Origin of the sequence: Gillisia sp. Hel_I_86 (genome assembly GCF_007827275.1) — a bacterium.
Classification (GTDB): domain Bacteria; phylum Bacteroidota; class Bacteroidia; order Flavobacteriales; family Flavobacteriaceae; genus Gillisia.
Genome location: NZ_VISE01000001.1, coordinates 1,953,431 through 1,969,735, shown reverse-complemented (window position 1 = coordinate 1,969,735; position 16,305 = coordinate 1,953,431). Strand labels below are relative to the sequence as shown.

Sequence of the window (16,305 nt, the reverse complement as noted above, 5' to 3'; positions counted from 1 at the left end):
GATTTAACCCATGCAGCAGATATTCAATTTTCTTATCCGCAATAAGAATAACATCTTATTTCTGTTGCTGTTTGGCGTATCTATATTTTTCACGATTCAGTCCCATTCATTCCATAAAAGCAAATTTATTAGTTCTGCTAATTTCATTACCGGTGGGATCTATAAAAAAGCGAATAGCATTCAATCTTATTTTTATCTTGAAGAATACAACAAACGCCTTCTGGAAGAGAATAATTTGTTACGAAACAAGCTTTCCAATGTCCCAGATACTTTGTTCAATGACACTTTCATAGATTCTACCGTCTACGAGGGGATTTATGAGTTTAGGACCGCTAGGGTTATTAATAATAACTATGCTAAAGTAGATAATTACATCACCTTGGATAAGGGCAGAAAAGACCATATTTTACCGGAATCTGGTGTGGTTACCAGCCAAGGGATAGTTGGGATAATAGATAATGCCACTAAAAATTACGCTAGGGTGATTTCTATATTGAACAGCGATTCCAAAATAAATGCACAACTTAAAAAGACCAACCATTTTGGTTCTTTGGTATGGAATGGCAAGGATCCCAATGTAGTCCAGTTAACAGATGTGCCTAGATTGGCTCCTGTTAAAAAAGGGGACACCATTATAACGGGCGGGAAATCTTTAATTTTTCCTCGCGGTATTCCAATTGGCAATATTATAGGCTTTGAGTTAGATGAAAATGGGAGTTATTACACAATAGACATTCAATTATTTAATGATATGACCAATATTGGTCATGTGTATGTTATTGTGAACAAGGATAGGAAAGAAATAAGGGAACTGGAGGAAATAGATGACTAATACACTTATCTCCAATAGCATCCGGTTTGTGGTCTTGGTTTTGTTACAAGTCCTGCTCCTTAATAATATCAACTTTTTGGGTTTTATAAACCCATATCTGTATATCCTATTTTTAATTCTATATCCTTTTAACACGCCACAAGGCTGGTTTATGCTTATTGCTTTTTTATTAGGGCTAAGTATAGATACTTTTGAGGACAGCGGGGGAATACATGCCGCCGCGAGTGTTTTTATAGCCTATATTAGACCTGTAATACTCCGATTTTCCTTCGGAATAAGTTACGATTACCAAACAGTAAAATTATCGAACACCCCATATGGAGCAAGGCTGAGTTATATTATCCTTGTGGTGGTACTTCACAACCTATTGCTTTTTATTTTGGAAATGTTCGGTTTTTCCCATGTATATTTAATTTTGAAAAAGACATTTTTTACGAGTATTTTCACTATACTTTTAGTCTTAATTAGTTTGACATTATTTAAACCGAAAAGACGATGAGAAGGCTGCTGTTGTACATTATAATTATTACCACCGGTTTTATATTTATAGGCCGCTTGTTCTATTTGCAGATAATGGACGAATCTTTCGCCCGTTTGAGCGAAGACAATGCAATAAAGGTGGTTTATAATTATCCGCAGCGCGGCTATATTTTCGATAGGAACGGAGAGTTGCTGGTTTCCAACCAGCCTTCCTATGATGTGATGGCAATTCCAAGAAACGTGAAGGCATTTGACACTGCGGAATTTTGCAGCATCTTAAAACTCACCCCGGAGGAACTGGCTAAAAAATTGGATAAGGCAAAAATTTATTCCCCCAGGCTTCCCTCTATTATTGTACCTCAGCTCACAAAATCTGAGTATGCCTACCTTCAGGAGAAAATGCGGAAGTATCCGGGTTTTTATATTCAGAAGAGATCTTTACGAGACTATCAAACCCAAAATGGTTCTAATGTTTTAGGGTATATTGCTGAAGTAAACAATAAAATAATTGAAGAAAATCCATATTATATTTCCGGGGATCTAATCGGAAAACAAGGGGTGGAAGGTCAATATGAAGAATTGTTGCGAGGTATAAAAGGCGTAAAATATATACAAAAGGATAGGTTCAATAGGGATATTGGCCCTTTTAAAGATGGGATTTTTGATACCCTACCAAAAAAAGGAAAAGATGTTTCCATCTCTATAGATGCGGTTTTGCAAGCTTATGGAGAAAAATTAATGGAGAACAAACGTGGAGGAATCGTAGCAATAGAACCTGCAACCGGTGAAATTCTTTCACTTATTACAGCCCCAAGTTACGATCCTGCGCTCCTTATGGGCAGGCAACGATCGGCAAACTTTACCAAACTATATTATGATACCATTGCAAGGCCCCTTTACGATAGGGGCTTATTGGCAGAATACCCCCCAGGCTCCCCTTTTAAAACCATCAACGCACTTATAGGTTTACAAGAAGAGGTTGTAGATATTCATGATAAATTCTCTTGCAATCGAGGCTACGTATATGGAAGAGGCCGAAAATTAGGTTGCCATGCACATGCGAGCCCTTTGGATATGATCCCAGGAATTGCACAATCCTGTAATGCCTATTTTGCAAATGTATATAGAAGGATCATAGAAAAATATCCTACTCCGCAAGAAGGTGTAGATGCTTGGGCGAAGCATTTAAACAGTTTTGGTCTTGGGCAGTTTTTGGGCTACGATTTACCTGCGGGAAGATCGGGGAAAATTCCAAATGCCAATTACTATAATAAAATATACGAATATCCTACCTACAAGTGGTTTTCAACTGCAACCATCTCCAATGCGATTGGTCAAGGAGAGGTTTTAATGACCCCTATCCAATTAGCAAACATGACCGCTACTATTGCTAATAAAGGCTGGTATTATACGCCCCATATCTTAAAAAGTATCGATGGGGAGCCAATATCTGACCCAACTTATACCGAGAAAAAATTCACCACCATTGATAGTGAGCATTTTATCCCGGTGATTGAAGGAATGCATCAAGTATACAAAGTTGGAACGGCATCTGCCTTACAAATTCCGGGAATAGAAATAGCCGGAAAAACTGGAACTGCAGAGAATTACACGAAAATAAACGGCAAGAGAACGCAGCTCACAGATCATTCTATATTTATTGCATTCGCACCAGTGGATAATCCTAAAATCGCCATTGCCGTATTTGTAGAAAATGGATATTGGGGTGGCCGGTATGCTGGTAGAATTGCCGGTTTAATGATAGAGAAATATCTTAAAAACACGATCTCTAGAAAAGATATGGAAACTTGGATACTCACCCACAGTTTAGAAGATGAATACTTAAAGCCACTTAGTGGAGAACCTTTCACAATTAACAAATAATGGCGAAAGGCACAATTAGTTTCGATTGGGTTACTATCTTAATATACCTTTTACTTATAAGCTTTGGGTGGATGAACATCTATTCTGCCTCTCTCGGAGATTCACCTTCCGGAATTTTTGATCTCGATAAGATCTACGGAAAACAGGCACTTTGGATCATCCTCGGGTTATTTATGATCATCATCATATTATCCATAGAGGCCAAATTTTACATAAAGTTTTCGAGCGTGTTCTATGTAATCTCAATCCTTTCTATATTGGGGCTCTTTGTGTTTGGAAAAACCATCAACGGAGCAACTTCGTGGTATGGATTTGGCGGAATAAGCATTCAACCTGCGGAATTTGCAAAAGTTGCGACTACACTCGCCCTCGCAAACTATCTCGGGGACATTCAAACGAATATCAAACTATTTTCACATCAGTTAAAAGCATTTTTTATCATCGCTTTGCCAGCACTTATTATATTGCCACAACCCGATGCGGGAAGTGCCATGGTGTATGCTGCATTCCTCTTCCCGCTATACAGGGAAGGACTATCTGGAATTTACCTGTTTTTAGGTTTTGCAGGGATAGCTATTTTTATATTAACATTAGTTATTGGCCCACTGTATGTAGCCATTACAGTTGGTATTATTGGCATACTTAGTTTGCTTCAGAAAAAGAAGGGCAGACCAAAACCACAGGTATTATTAGGGTTAATTATAGGTGCTATTGCGCTTTCTTATTCCGTAGATTATATTTTTGAGAATGTATTTGAGCAGCGCCATAGGGATCGTTTTAATATAGTTCTGGGGAAAGAAGTAGATGCAAAGGGCATTGGTTATAATACCAATCAGAGTGAAATTGCAATAGGTAGCGGGGGCTGGCTGGGAAAAGGCTGGACAGAAGGAACACAAACCAAAGGACAATTTGTTCCAGAGCAAGACACCGATTATATTTTTAGCACGGTTGGTGAAGAATGGGGATTCCTAGGTACTTCTTTGGTCGTGCTTTTGTTCATGGTGCTGCTCCTTCGATTATTGTTTCTTGCCGAGCGGCAAAAATCTACATTTAATAGGGTATATGGCTACAGTTTGGTGGGGATTATTTTTGTCCACTTTCTTGTTAATATAGGAATGGTAACCGGTATTTTTCCAACTGTTGGAATTCCACTTCCTTTCTTTAGTTATGGAGGCTCTGGTTTATGGGGCTTTACTATCCTGCTTTTTATCTTTATAAAGTTGGATTCTGAAAGATTGGCCTTTTAATCCCTCAACCTGAGTACGACCTAAGTAAATCGCGTCAGGTCGAGTGCCCTGACCCCTCGGGGCTGAAAGGATTTTCTGTCAATAACAGCGATTTCGTTCAAAAAACCCGTTCTCGAGAAATGTCATTCTGAACGCAGCGTAGCGAAGAACCTCGATGAAGCATTATTTCTATAATAGAGCTCCGTCCTGCCGCGGGGATGACATATCAAAAAAAGTATTCGTGGCATGTTCCTGAATGAAAGGAAGTACTTCTCGACTCCGCTCGAAGGGACAAAGCCGAGAAATGTCATTCTGAACGCAGCGTAGCGAAGTGAAGAATCTCCTGTTTTCATCTTTGCAACACCCCAGAAATTTTTCTCGATTATTTGATATAATTCCGCCTGTTCATCATTCATTTTCAAGAGGATAGACTTGGTATGTTTGGAGTCAGGAAGCACATAAGTGATTTGATACATATTATGTGTTAGTTCTGCTGCTTTCCTTAGTGATATACTAGATTTTTCTGCGTGCAGCAGCCTTTCCAATTCCTTATAAATGCTGTAAGCAGTAAATGAGATGCAGATATGGGCTTCAATCCGGTGGCGTAACCTGTGGTAAATTGGCCGTATTCGTAAATCGGTCTTTGACATCCTGAATGCCCTTTCAATATGCCATAGGTTTTTATAGTTTTCCACTACCAGTTTATCTGATAATCCTGTATTGGTTACATAGCCTTTCAATCCATCCCAGGCGTTGTCTTTCCAGAATTTTTCATAATCAATTTCAATGGTCACATCCCCCTGCATTTTTAAATATTTATTGTAACCCTTATTGTTGATGTTGGATTTGGTGAGCTTGCCGGATTTAATTCGTTTCTCCAAACGTTGTAACCCTCTTTTACGATTGTGCCCATCCTTTGCCGCTCTATTGTCCGCATAGGTAACAATTAAGCGGGTTTTTTCAGCCTTTGGTATTTTGATCATCTGGCCATCGATAAGCTTTTTTGCCAGTATCTGTTTCTTTATTTTTTCTGGTTCGTTTTTTAGTCTTGCCCCAATGATATATTGGTAACCTTTTTCTTCAAGGGCCAAGATGTTGGAATTTGATAGCAGGCCCGCATCGGCAACAATCACAGGTTTGTCCAATTTAAACTTTGCCGCTGTTTTTTCTATGAATGGAATCAAAGTATGCCCTTCATAAATATTGCCTTCGAAAATATCATAGCTAATAGCATAGCCTCCAAGCCCCACCAACAAACCAAGAAAGATCTGGGGGTTCTGGTGTTTTCCATCTTTGCTGAAACCCGTTTTTCTGAGGTCATCCCCATCGCTGGCCTCAAAATAAAGTGTGGTCATATCATAAAACACAATACTGATCTTACCACCAAGAACTTTTAGGCTATGTGCAAAGGAGATCTGTTCAACCTGTGCTTTTAGACGATCATTAAGCTTGTCCAGAAAACGATATACGGTATCTATATTCAGCCTTGTCCCCTGAAACCGGTACAGGTATTCAATAGTCTTTAATTTGCTCAAAGGAAAGGCCAATCTGGCAATCACCAAATGGCGGAACAGATCTTCATTGATTTCACTGAACCCAATGCCGTTGTATATTTTCCCAAAAATCAGTTCGGGGCCCACGGTCTTGATGCTCGCATTGGCCAATGCCCCAAATAATTGTTCTACAACAATATCATTTTCTGAAACAAACAATTTTCCCTGGGCACCCTGTCTTTCCATTTCCTGCTTTCCAAGAAACATCAATTTTTGAAGCTCCTGCTCATTGTTGCTACTGCCAATGGTTTTGATGACTTTGTATTTCCCATTGTCCTTGGAAATAATCTGTACTGAAATACTACCGGGACGATTCTTTAATTTTCGTAAAAACATCCTCAAAAATAGGCGTGCAACACCCATTTTCAAAATTTATTTCAACAAATTCAGTGTTTCCTAAAGGGTTTTTTAAAAAGTGCGGAAAACAGGAAAAAAGTATTCGTGGCATGTTCATGAATGAAAGGAAGTACTTCTCGACTCCGCTCGAAGGGACAAAGCCGAGAAATGTCATTCTGAACGCAGCGTAGCGAAGAACCTCGATGAAGCATTATTTCTATAATAGAGCTCCGTCCTGCCGCGGGGATGACATATCAAAAAAAGTATTCGTGGCAAAGAAAGTACTTTTCAACTCCGCTAACTCACGATCTTTGAGCTTCAATCAAGTTAGGTCGAACTGAGATCCTCATTAATGGTTTAAAAGGTCTGACCCAGCTGGCAGGTTCTCCTAGGTTCTTGATTTACCATTTTTAGGCACATCGTTCAACCAATACAAGTACTAAAGCAACAACCAATATAATACCTGGATAAATATATTTTCGCTTCATAGGAAAGTTGTGGAAATAAAAAAGAGCCTGTATGAAAAAATGAGTGTTTGTCCGTAAAGTATCCTAAACAAAAATGGACGTCATTCTGTTCCGAAGCATCGGAAGTTTCAGTCTCATTTCAATGTAAATCGATGGAATACTGAGACCCTGAAACAAGTTCAGGGTGACGAAGCTGGTTTTTAGAATTACTTTAACCCTGTTCAGAGAGCTATCAGAATCGCGTCATCATCTCATTATAAATACGACAATTTCTTCAATTTTATGAGCTAGTTATAAGTAAAACTTTTTTTTCGAGCTTCAGACTGCCTGTTAGAAAACTTTAGTTTTTAATTGTGGCTACTTTCGACCTCTTGATGTTATTGATCTTGATATCTTCCAATACATTAATAGCTTCTTCTATATATACATCGCCAGTTAAACTAGTATGCCATCTATCCCTCTTTTCTTTCAAGATAGTGTCTGTTACATATAGCTCCATTTCGTAGGGCAAAGATTCATAAGTCAGGTTAGAAGTATAACTTGAAATTGCATCGAACCTCTTAGCATCTTTTTCTGTAAGCAACCTATGGTTTTGATACGCAGTATAGTTCAAGGGATAAATTTCTTCATCCCGCTGATTTTTCACCCACTTCGCATTTTCAGCAATAAGGTTTAGTTGAGCATTATTGGACATTCTCGCATTACTGCTTTTAATGGCATCTTCAAAATCTATATAGCCATCCCAAATTTTATATTTAGCTGCTTTTATTTGATCCCAAGGCAATGGATTTTCGTAATCCTTCTCCCCTATGTCTATATAGCTATATCTATCTGGAACAACCACATCACTTTTAACGCCCTCTAACTGGGTAGAACCTCCATTTACCCTATAGAACTTTTGAGTGGTTAATTTTAAGGCTCCAAGATCTCCATATTCGTTACTTCTAACAGTCTGGTTAAGGTCTATTACATTTTGAACAGTTCCTTTTCCATAGGTTTGCTTGCTACCTATAATAATTGCCCTTTTATAATCTTGCATTGCAGCCGCAAGAATTTCTGAAGCCGAAGCCGATAATTCATTTACCAATATCACTAAAGGACCATCCCAAAGAATACTAGGATCCTGATCTTCTAAAATCTCCTGACCAGCTCCTTTGCTTTTCACCTGCACAATAGGACCTTTCTCTATAAATAAACCCGCAATATCCACTACGGTTTTAAGAGATCCACCTCCGTTGTTTCTAAGATCCAGCACAAGACCTTCCATTCCTTCTTTCTTCAACCTTATGATTTCCTTTTTAACATCGGAAGCAGCATTTCTATCTGCATAATTTTCCATGTCAAAATAGAATTTTGGTAGGTTTATAAGTCCAAACTCACGTCCGTTTTTCCTTACCAATGCAGATTTCGCATAGGTTTCTTCCAGTTCCACCACATCTCTTGTAATGGTAATATCTTCAATATTGCCCATCACCTTTTTCTTGACCGTCAAAGTAACCTTAGAATCTTTAGGCCCTTTTATTAGGTTCACGGCATCATCCAAACGCATTCCAACAATGCTTACCGGGGCTGCTTCATTTTCTTGCTTTACCTTTAAAATGATATCACCTTCGCTTAATTTATCGCTTAACCAAGCTGGTCCACCCGAAATCACTTCCATGATGGTAATATTGTCGCTTTTCTTTTGTAGCCTTGCTCCAATCCCTTCCAGTTTTCCAGACATTGCAATATCGAACCTATCTTTATCCTGTGGGGCAAAGTAAAATGTATGAGGATCGAACTCCTCTACTATTGCATTGATATACACTGCGAAATAATCTTTGCGCTCCAATTCTTCACTAAAATCGAAATACTCATCCATAGAAGTAAGAACAGCTTCCCTTGCTTCTTTCTCTAATTCAACATCACTCTTAATCACGAATTCCTTATCACTTTCAGAAATGTCCGACTTAGATGAAGCAAATGCTTCCTTAGCCTCATCTTCGGAATCCACATCAGCATCTATATAATTTTCTTTGGAACTTTTACTGTCTTTTTTACTAAGAATTAGTCGCTCCTGCTCCGCTTTCTTTTCGTAATAATTAGCAAGCGTGCTAAACTTCAGCTGCTTTCTCCAACGCTCTTTCAATTCTGCCCTGGAAGCCACATACTCTATCTCCTCATAATTGGTATTGATATCTTCTTCTTCGGAAAAATCAAAGGGTTGAGCCAATATTTCTTTATAAATCCCACGCACCTCTTTCATTCTTTCCAGTAACCTATCATGGGTCAAATTGAAAAAAGTAAGGTCTTTTCCTCTTATCTGGTCATCTATCTTATCTTGATAAACAACAAATTCCTTCACGTCTTTCTCGTAAAAAAAACGTTTTAAAGGATCTACTGCATCCAGATAGTCCCTATATACTTCTTTGGAAAAACCATCGTCGATGGATTTAGCATCATAATGTCCTCTTTCCAAAACGTAAGTAATAAGATCTATTAATAGTTTATCTTTATTAGGGTCGTTGAAAGTTTTTGTAGTAAAACTGCACGATGCGGCTGCCATAAGCAAAACCAGCACCAAAAATTTATAGTTCCTTTTCATAAAGTGAATATATTTCATCATTCAATATCAATATATATATGTATTAAAAATTGTGCCAACACTCATCATTTGCACAATTAATTTGTTAGACCACTAAGATAAGCTTTCCTTTGGGAATTATTATTTTAGCAGCCTTAAAATATTTTAGCTATGTCCCAAGAAAAACCGCTTATTTTAGTGACAAATGATGATGGAATCACCGCTCCGGGAATTCGAACATTGATCGAGGTCATGAAAGAACTTGGCGATGTTATTGTTGTTGCGCCAGATAGGCCACAAAGTGCGATGGGGCATGCCATAACTATTACAGATACGCTTTACTGTGACGAGATAAAGATCAATAAAAAATATACCCATAAAGAATATAGTTGCTCTGGAACTCCTGCCGATTGCGTGAAAATTGCCACACAGGAAATTTTACACCGTAAGCCAGACCTATGTGTGAGCGGAATAAATCATGGCTCCAACTCCTCTATTAATGTTATCTACTCCGGAACAATGAGTGCTGCAGTAGAAGCCGGGATTGAGGGAATTCCTGCCATTGGCTTTTCATTGTTGGATTATTCTTTAAGTGCAGACTTTGAACCCACAAAGAAATTCATAAAAGCGATCACCAAGAAAGTGCTTAAAAATGGGCTTCCTAAAGGTGTGGTCTTAAATGTGAATTTACCTAAACTGAAGGAAGAAAAAATTAAAGGAATTAAAATATGCAGGCAGGCAAAAGCCTATTGGGTAGAGGAATTTGATAAAAGAACAAGCCCGCAAGGCAGGGATTATTATTGGCTCACCGGTAAATTTGTAAATGAAGATAGCGGACAGGATACAGACGAGTGGGCATTGGAAAATGGATATGTTTCTGTAGTTCCCGTTCAATTCGACCTTACCGCTCATCACTATATTAAAGATCTTAACGACTGGGAATTGAATGATTAAAAAACACGTATTTATTGGCTTTATAATTGGTTTATTGGCTAACGCAGCAGGGATTTTCTTTTATATTTTGCTTTTTTCAAATATGGATCTGGAAACAACCCTTCAGCATGCCCTTAAGAATGATTATTTAGGGAAGATTATTGCACTTGGTGCCATCCTGAATTTTTTGCCATTTTTTGTGTTTATAAAAAAGAACCAAGTCTATAAAGCAAGAGGTGTACTTTTAGCAACCGTACTTATGGCAGTGGTTATAGCAGTTACCAAATTTATTTGATGTCCTCGAAAAATTTATCAAATTTGAATCAAGAACCTTGGGGGAAGCCATACTTAACAACTCGAGTGGCCTCATGGAATTAAACTCTTAATGAAAGGGAGCATCTCGACTCCGCTCGATGTGACAAACTAAAATTGTCATATTGAGCTTGTCGAAATATGATTTATAATACGGCTCTTAATAATTTTAATACTGCTTTGAAGGTTAGATTCTGAAACAAGTTCAGAATGACGCAAATTTAAGACTTCTCGACTCCGCTCGATGTGATATTCCAACCGGAATATTGTTAAAAAGCAAGGTGTACATAGATATTATTTGATAACTTTCAAACCTTAAAATCCCTTAGAATGAAATATTACCTTATTGCAGGTGAAGCTTCCGGAGACCTACATGCTTCCAATTTAATGTTGGCTTTAAAAAAAGTAGACCCAGAAGCTGAATTCAGGTTTTGGGGAGGAGACCTTATGCAAGAAGCCGGCGGTACTCTTGTAAAGCACTATAGGGAGCTAGCATTTATGGGCTTTTTAGAAGTGATCGCGAACCTAAGGACCATTTTAAAAAATATTAAAGTTTGTAAAAACGACATTCTGGAATACAAGCCGGACACCCTCATTTTTATTGATTATCCGGGCTTTAATATGCGGATTGCTAAATGGGCCAAAGAATTAAATATCCCTACACAGTACTATATTTCTCCGCAGATCTGGGCTTGGAAGGAGAATAGGATTTCAGCAATAAAACGGGATATAGATGAAATGTATGTGATCCTTCCTTTCGAAAAGAAATTTTATGAAGAAAAGCATCAGTTCCCGGTGCATTTTGTAGGGCATCCCCTTTTGGATGCAATCGCTAAAAAAGAATTGGTGGTACCAGATGAATTCAGAAAAGAGCATCAATTGGATAAAAGACCCATTATCGCTTTGCTTCCTGGAAGCCGAAAACAGGAAATTTCCAAGATGCTAGAAACCATGTTAAGTATTACCGATGATTTTAAGGAGTATCAATTTATAATTGCTGGGGCTCCCAGTCAGGATCCAGAGTTTTACAAACCTTTTATCAAAAAGAAAAATGTTCATTTGGTAATAAACAAAACCTACGATGTGTTAAGTCTTTCCACGGCTGCGCTAGTAACATCCGGAACAGCAACTTTAGAAACAGCCTTGTTCAAGGTGCCAGAAGTTGTTTGTTATAAGGGGGGTACGATTTCTTATCAGATCGCAAAAAGGGTAGTGGATTTGGATTATATTTCGCTGGTTAATTTGATCATGGATAAAGATGTGGTTACAGAATTGATTCAGAATGATTTCAATCCGAAGAAATTAAAAGAAGAGCTCAATAAAATATTGGATCCTGAAAACCGGAAAACAATATTTGAGGCTTATTTCGAGTTAGAAAGAAAATTGGGAGGTGCAGGAGCTAGTGAAAAGACTGCCCAACTGATTTATAAGAGTATTAAAAAATAGCATTTTTGTATGAGTAGGTATTTTTACTATGTATTTTTTATCCTGTTCTCTTTATTGCTCACAAGTTGTGGGGCATCCAAATCCAAACGATTGGTAGGACAGCAAAATTTGAATCCAAACGAAGTAATAATCTACAATAAAGCTCCAGAGAACAAGATCAAAACAGCCTCAGCTTCGGAGTTGCCAAAGGACAAAAGGGTCTATAATGTTACTGCAACGGCCCTTACCTTTGAAGGGACTAAATATAAATATGGCGGTACCACAGCAAAAGGAATGGATTGTTCCGGACTTGTTTTTACCTCATTTTTAGAAGAAAATATAGAACTGCCAAGGTCTTCGAGAGCAATGTCATTAGAAGGTGAGCGCTTATCTTTAGCAGATGTGAATATTGGGGATCTCTTGTTTTTCGAGACCAATAAAAATAAAAAAGTGATCAATCATGTGGGATTGGTGGTGGAAATTCAGTCAGGTCACATTCTTTTTATTCACTCTTCCTCCTCAAGGGGAGTTATAATATCTTCATTGGCAGACGATTATTGGTTTGAACATTTCGTGATGGCAAGACGAGTAATCTAATTATTTACTATCTTCAAGAGCAACTTAGACTTTTGGGGATTGTACAATTTCACACTTATAAAACTTGCTTTTTCCCTAATAGTTGGGGTACTATTGGGGTTTTATTTCGAATTCACGCCATTCATAATTCTAACCATTGGTGTTGTTCTATTATTTGCATTCATCATTTCATTTTATTCAGCAAAAAGGAGCTTCCTCCAAAATCCCATTTTTGGCGTGCTGGTATTTTGTATGTTCATCTATCTTGGCGCTCTTAGCTCCTATTCCCATTCCCCGAAAAACAATCCAGATCATTATACAAATCAGGTTCCAACGGATGTAAAGGAGACCTCCCCACTTTTAATTGCTGAAGTATTCGAAATACTTAAACCGGGCCTTTATCAAGATAGGTATATTTTGAAGGTGCGAGAATTGAACTTCAAAACTACTGAAGGAAAATTGCTTTTAAATATATCGAGGAACAGTTTATTACCTAAGCTGAAGGTTGGCCAAGCCATTTGTGTTTCAGGACAAATTGAGGATATAAAAGGAAGCTTAAATCCTTACCAATTCGATTATAGTCGCTATATGAAGACCTTGGGAGTCTATAAGCAACTGAATATTTCCCATGGTCAATTAGACACCCTCGCTAATTCCAATATTTCGCTAAGATCTTATGCGGGGAAACTCCGGGAGAAAATTATCGTCAGGCTCAAAAAGCAAAATTTTAAAAAAGATGAACTTGCCGTGATCCAAGCTTTGTTACTGGGCCAGCGCCAAGAACTATCCCCAGAAATTCAGCAGAATTATGCTGCAGCAGGAGTAATTCATATTCTCGCAGTTTCTGGATTACACGTTGGGATCATTTTATTTATGCTTAACTGGGGCTTAAAATTCATGGAGCGATGGAGATATGGAAAACTCATTAAAACTGTGATGCTTTTAATTGCGCTGTGGGGATTTGCATTGATAGCCGGGCTTTCACCATCTGTGGTGCGCGCGGTGAGCATGTTCTCTTTTGTGGCTCTTGGAATGCAACTAAACCGAAGAACAAGCATTCTAAATACTTTATTTGCTTCGTTATTGATTCTGCTACTTATCCATCCGCTTTATATTTTTCAGGTAGGGTTCCAATTGAGTTATTCTGCGGTCTTCGCAATCGTGGTATTTCAACCCGCTATTACGAAATTAGTAAACACCGAAAATAGGTCCTTGAGATATTTTTGGAAGATCGTCTCGGTAACTTTGGCAGCACAAATTGGGGTATTGCCGTTAAGCTTGTTTTATTTCCATCAATTCCCCGGATTGTTTCTGGTTTCCAATATCCTTATTTTGCCATTTATGGGCTTGATCTTGGCAGTAGGGATCTTCCTGATTTTTCTTCTTCTTATCGGACTCAATCCACTCTTATTACCCAAAACCTATGCTTGGATGATTTCAATAGTAAATGAGCTTGTAGCCTACATAGCCTCCAAAGACACCTTTATCATCAAGGATATTTCATTTTCATTGATGTTGTGCATCGCGTTCTTCGCATTTCTGATCTCTGTTTCTTTGCTTCTGAAAAAGTCGAGCTTTAAAAATTTGTCCGTGGTATTGAGCTCCATACTACTAATCCAACTGGTCTTCATTTACGAGAGATATGAAAAACCAAAAAATGAATTTGTCATTTTTCATAGAGCAAGAAACACGGATATTGGAATAACAAGTGACTATAGTTTCAACTACTACACTTCTGATGTTCAGCAAAAACCTTCTTTTATAACCGGTTATGAAATTGGAAATAAGCACCAAGTAGATACTATCTTGGCACTTAGAAATATGTATTCATTTGCTGAAAAAGATATTCTGGTACTGGATAGTCTCGGAATTTATAAACTCCCTGATTTTTATCCGAAATTGATCTTGCTCACAAATTCCCCAAAAATAAACATGGAACGACTTATTCTGGAGCTTCAACCTGAGCAAATAATTGCAGATGGCAGCAATTATAAAAACCTTATTGAAAAGTGGAAGGAAACGGCATTTATTAAAAAAATCCCTTTCCACGCAACTGGCGAAAAGGGATCTTTTATTATAAAATCAGTAAAAGCTACTGAAGGAAACTAACTAACACTTAATTTTTAAAAGTTCCTTTGAACTCTTTTTCGTATTTGCCCCAAGCATCTGCCGAGGTTAATTTTTTATAATCGTTGTTCGCTATCATCTTAAGAAAGATCTCCAACTGTTCAGGAGTTCTATAACCAACGATCGGTGAAATTACATTCGCTTTTTCATCAAAAAAAACCAAACTGGGATATCCGGTTATTTTTAGGGCATTCGCCAAAAAATGCTGACTATTTCTACCTTTTCTATTAGGATCGTGATTAGGATTGGTATATTTAAAATCTTTATAAAGCACCTCTTCTGTACCCTCTGCATCGAATTTTACAGCATAAAAATGCTTGTTCACATAGTTTACCACATCTTTATTGGTAAAAGTATTTTTATCCATCAATTTACAGGGGCCACACCAAGTGGTATATGCATCCATCAGGATTTTTTTAGGCTGTTTTGTTTGTGCTTCCAAAGCTTCGTTCATGCTCATCCATTTTATCTCCTGAGCTTGTATTCCGGCAAAAGTCATTAAGACAAGTAAACTGGTAAGTATTAATTTCATAGTAAATAATATTTTTTTTTGTCCGTAAAGTATCCTAAACTGAAAAAGGACGTCATTCTGTTCCGATAGCTATCGGAATTGTTTCAGAATCTCATTTCAATGTAAATCAATACAATATTGAGACCCTGAAATAAATTCAGGGTGACGAAAGCACTATTAGGACAAAAAACGGATATACATGTATTTTTTTATGCTTTTTCAAATACCGTTCCAAAATTGATCTTTAACAAGGATTAAATTCAAGCCTTTGTTCAAGCACTATACGCCCGCATTATTTATAACCATTCTCATCAGTTTTCTTTGTCAATACAGTACACTTATTTCTAATTCCTAAATTCGAAATCGGATACAAATTAACTCCATTTGCTATAATTGTATCTACACCTTCGGTTTTCACTCTAATTGCAGAATTCAGTTTTTCCCTCATTCCTCCGCTTCCTAATCCTGATTCATTTTCTGTTAGACTTACATCTATATCATCAATATTTATCACTTGCAATTGTTTTGCCGTTGGATTCGTTTTTGGATTGTCGGTAAATATTCCATCTGTATCCGTAAATAAAATAAATTTCGATGCCCCTATTTTTTTGCAAATTTTTGATGCTAGTTCATCATTGTTATAATCACTTTGTAAAGGAATATTTTCATTGATGATAGGAACTATTCCGTTTTCTGTCAATTCCAATATTAATTCACATATTGAGGTAGTCTCTATATCTTCTTCTCTTATGGTTAATGCTGCTGCAAGCAATCCAATATGGCCAAAATTCTTTTGCCATTTATAGAGTAATTTACTTAACCCTATTGCTCCCAAGGCTTTTTTATTTTGCTGTATTTTTTGATTGTTTAGTTTTATCTTGACTATTTCCTGCCTACCCGTTGCAAGTCCGCCAGAAGTAAAGATGATTACTTTATTCCCTTTTTCTTTTAGCCTTTTTACTTCTTCGCCTACAGATTGTATCCATTTCTCTTTTATCTCCATAGTCTTTTTATCGCAAACCGAAGTTGTACCAAATTTTAAGACAATCAATTCATTTTCGTAGGCTTGTGTCATTTTTC

At 37.5% G+C, this 16,305-nt stretch carries 13 protein-coding genes; 9 read left to right on the top strand and 4 right to left on the bottom strand.

Going from position 1 to position 16,305, the window contains the following annotated elements; translation table 11 throughout:
* Positions 1-10 precede the first annotated feature (10 nt).
* The 4 genes from mreC to rodA are packed head-to-tail and all read left to right on the top strand — an operon-like array spanning position 11 to position 4,443.
* The gene (gene mreC / locus JM83_RS08805) at positions 11-832 is read left to right on the top strand and encodes a rod shape-determining protein MreC (RefSeq protein ID WP_144961308.1); all 822 of its coding nucleotides are present in this window, start codon (positions 11-13) and stop codon (positions 830-832) included.
* On the top strand, positions 825-1,331 hold the full coding sequence (locus JM83_RS08800) for a rod shape-determining protein MreD (protein ID WP_144961305.1): 507 nt from the start codon (positions 825-827) through the stop codon (positions 1,329-1,331). The genes mreC and JM83_RS08800 overlap by 8 nt, the downstream gene beginning before the upstream one ends.
* On the top strand, positions 1,328-3,196 hold the full coding sequence (mrdA, locus tag JM83_RS08795; protein WP_144961302.1) for a penicillin-binding protein 2: 1,869 nt from the start codon (positions 1,328-1,330) through the stop codon (positions 3,194-3,196). Before JM83_RS08800 ends, mrdA begins: the two co-directional genes overlap by 4 nt.
* Positions 3,196-4,443: a rod shape-determining protein RodA gene (rodA, locus tag JM83_RS08790; RefSeq protein ID WP_144961299.1), complete on the top strand. Its 1,248-nt coding sequence runs from the start codon at positions 3,196-3,198 to the stop codon at positions 4,441-4,443. The genes mrdA and rodA overlap by 1 nt, the downstream gene beginning before the upstream one ends.
* A gap of 122 nt (positions 4,444-4,565) precedes the next feature.
* Here the strand turns inward: rodA and JM83_RS08785 are convergent, their stop codons facing one another.
* Entirely contained in the window at positions 4,566-6,311 is a 1,746-nt protein-coding gene (locus JM83_RS08785) for an IS1634 family transposase (RefSeq protein WP_222430222.1), read from the bottom strand.
* Positions 6,312-7,118: 807 nt separating this feature from the next.
* Positions 7,119-9,362 carry a carboxy terminal-processing peptidase gene (locus tag JM83_RS08780; RefSeq protein WP_144961296.1) on the bottom strand — a complete coding sequence of 748 codons (2,244 nt, stop codon included), beginning with the start codon at positions 9,360-9,362 and terminating at the stop codon, positions 7,119-7,121.
* A gap of 150 nt (positions 9,363-9,512) precedes the next feature.
* Between JM83_RS08780 and surE the strand changes: the two genes are divergently transcribed.
* From surE to JM83_RS08755, 5 genes are all read left to right on the top strand, one after another.
* A complete protein-coding gene (gene surE / locus JM83_RS08775) occupies positions 9,513-10,295 on the top strand; it encodes a 5'/3'-nucleotidase SurE (protein ID WP_144961293.1) in 783 nt (260 codons plus the stop codon).
* Positions 10,288-10,569: a hypothetical protein gene (locus tag JM83_RS08770; protein WP_144961291.1), complete on the top strand. Its 282-nt coding sequence runs from the start codon at positions 10,288-10,290 to the stop codon at positions 10,567-10,569. Before surE ends, JM83_RS08770 begins: the two co-directional genes overlap by 8 nt.
* 347 nt (positions 10,570-10,916) lie before the next feature.
* Entirely contained in the window at positions 10,917-12,032 is a 1,116-nt protein-coding gene (gene lpxB / locus JM83_RS08765) for a lipid-A-disaccharide synthase (RefSeq protein WP_144961288.1), read from the top strand.
* 9 nt (positions 12,033-12,041) lie between these two features.
* Positions 12,042-12,608: a C40 family peptidase gene (locus JM83_RS08760; RefSeq protein WP_144961285.1), complete on the top strand. Its 567-nt coding sequence runs from the start codon at positions 12,042-12,044 to the stop codon at positions 12,606-12,608.
* Between the two features lie 39 nt (positions 12,609-12,647).
* Positions 12,648-14,696 carry a ComEC/Rec2 family competence protein gene (locus JM83_RS08755; RefSeq protein ID WP_144961282.1) on the top strand — a complete coding sequence of 683 codons (2,049 nt, stop codon included), beginning with the start codon at positions 12,648-12,650 and terminating at the stop codon, positions 14,694-14,696.
* Positions 14,697-14,703: 7 nt separating this feature from the next.
* On the opposite strand, the gene JM83_RS08750 is transcribed toward JM83_RS08755, so the two are convergent.
* Positions 14,704-15,246, bottom strand: coding sequence for a thioredoxin family protein (locus JM83_RS08750; RefSeq protein WP_144961279.1), 543 nt, complete (start codon positions 15,244-15,246; stop codon positions 14,704-14,706).
* Between the two features lie 271 nt (positions 15,247-15,517).
* Positions 15,518-16,300 (bottom strand): hypothetical protein, encoded by a 783-nt coding sequence (locus JM83_RS08745; protein ID WP_261376890.1) that lies wholly within the window; start codon positions 16,298-16,300, stop codon positions 15,518-15,520.
* Positions 16,301-16,305 lie beyond the last annotated feature (5 nt).

Coding starts and splice junctions, on each gene's coding strand:
- mrdA (WP_144961302.1), top strand. CDS start 1,328: ATGAGAAGGCTGCTGTTGTACATTATAATTATTACCACCGGTTTTATA.
- JM83_RS08760 (WP_144961285.1), top strand. CDS start 12,042: ATGAGTAGGTATTTTTACTATGTATTTTTTATCCTGTTCTCTTTATTG.
- JM83_RS08800 (WP_144961305.1), top strand. CDS start 825: ATGACTAATACACTTATCTCCAATAGCATCCGGTTTGTGGTCTTGGTT.
- lpxB (WP_144961288.1), top strand. CDS start 10,917: ATGAAATATTACCTTATTGCAGGTGAAGCTTCCGGAGACCTACATGCT.
- mreC (WP_144961308.1), top strand. CDS start 11: ATGCAGCAGATATTCAATTTTCTTATCCGCAATAAGAATAACATCTTA.
- JM83_RS08785 (WP_222430222.1), bottom strand. CDS start 6,311: ATGTTTTTACGAAAATTAAAGAATCGTCCCGGTAGTATTTCAGTACAG.
- JM83_RS08745 (WP_261376890.1), bottom strand. CDS start 16,300: ATGACACAAGCCTACGAAAATGAATTGATTGTCTTAAAATTTGGTACA.
- JM83_RS08770 (WP_144961291.1), top strand. CDS start 10,288: ATGATTAAAAAACACGTATTTATTGGCTTTATAATTGGTTTATTGGCT.
- JM83_RS08780 (WP_144961296.1), bottom strand. CDS start 9,362: ATGAAAAGGAACTATAAATTTTTGGTGCTGGTTTTGCTTATGGCAGCC.
- JM83_RS08750 (WP_144961279.1), bottom strand. CDS start 15,246: ATGAAATTAATACTTACCAGTTTACTTGTCTTAATGACTTTTGCCGGA.
- rodA (WP_144961299.1), top strand. CDS start 3,196: ATGGCGAAAGGCACAATTAGTTTCGATTGGGTTACTATCTTAATATAC.
- surE (WP_144961293.1), top strand. CDS start 9,513: ATGTCCCAAGAAAAACCGCTTATTTTAGTGACAAATGATGATGGAATC.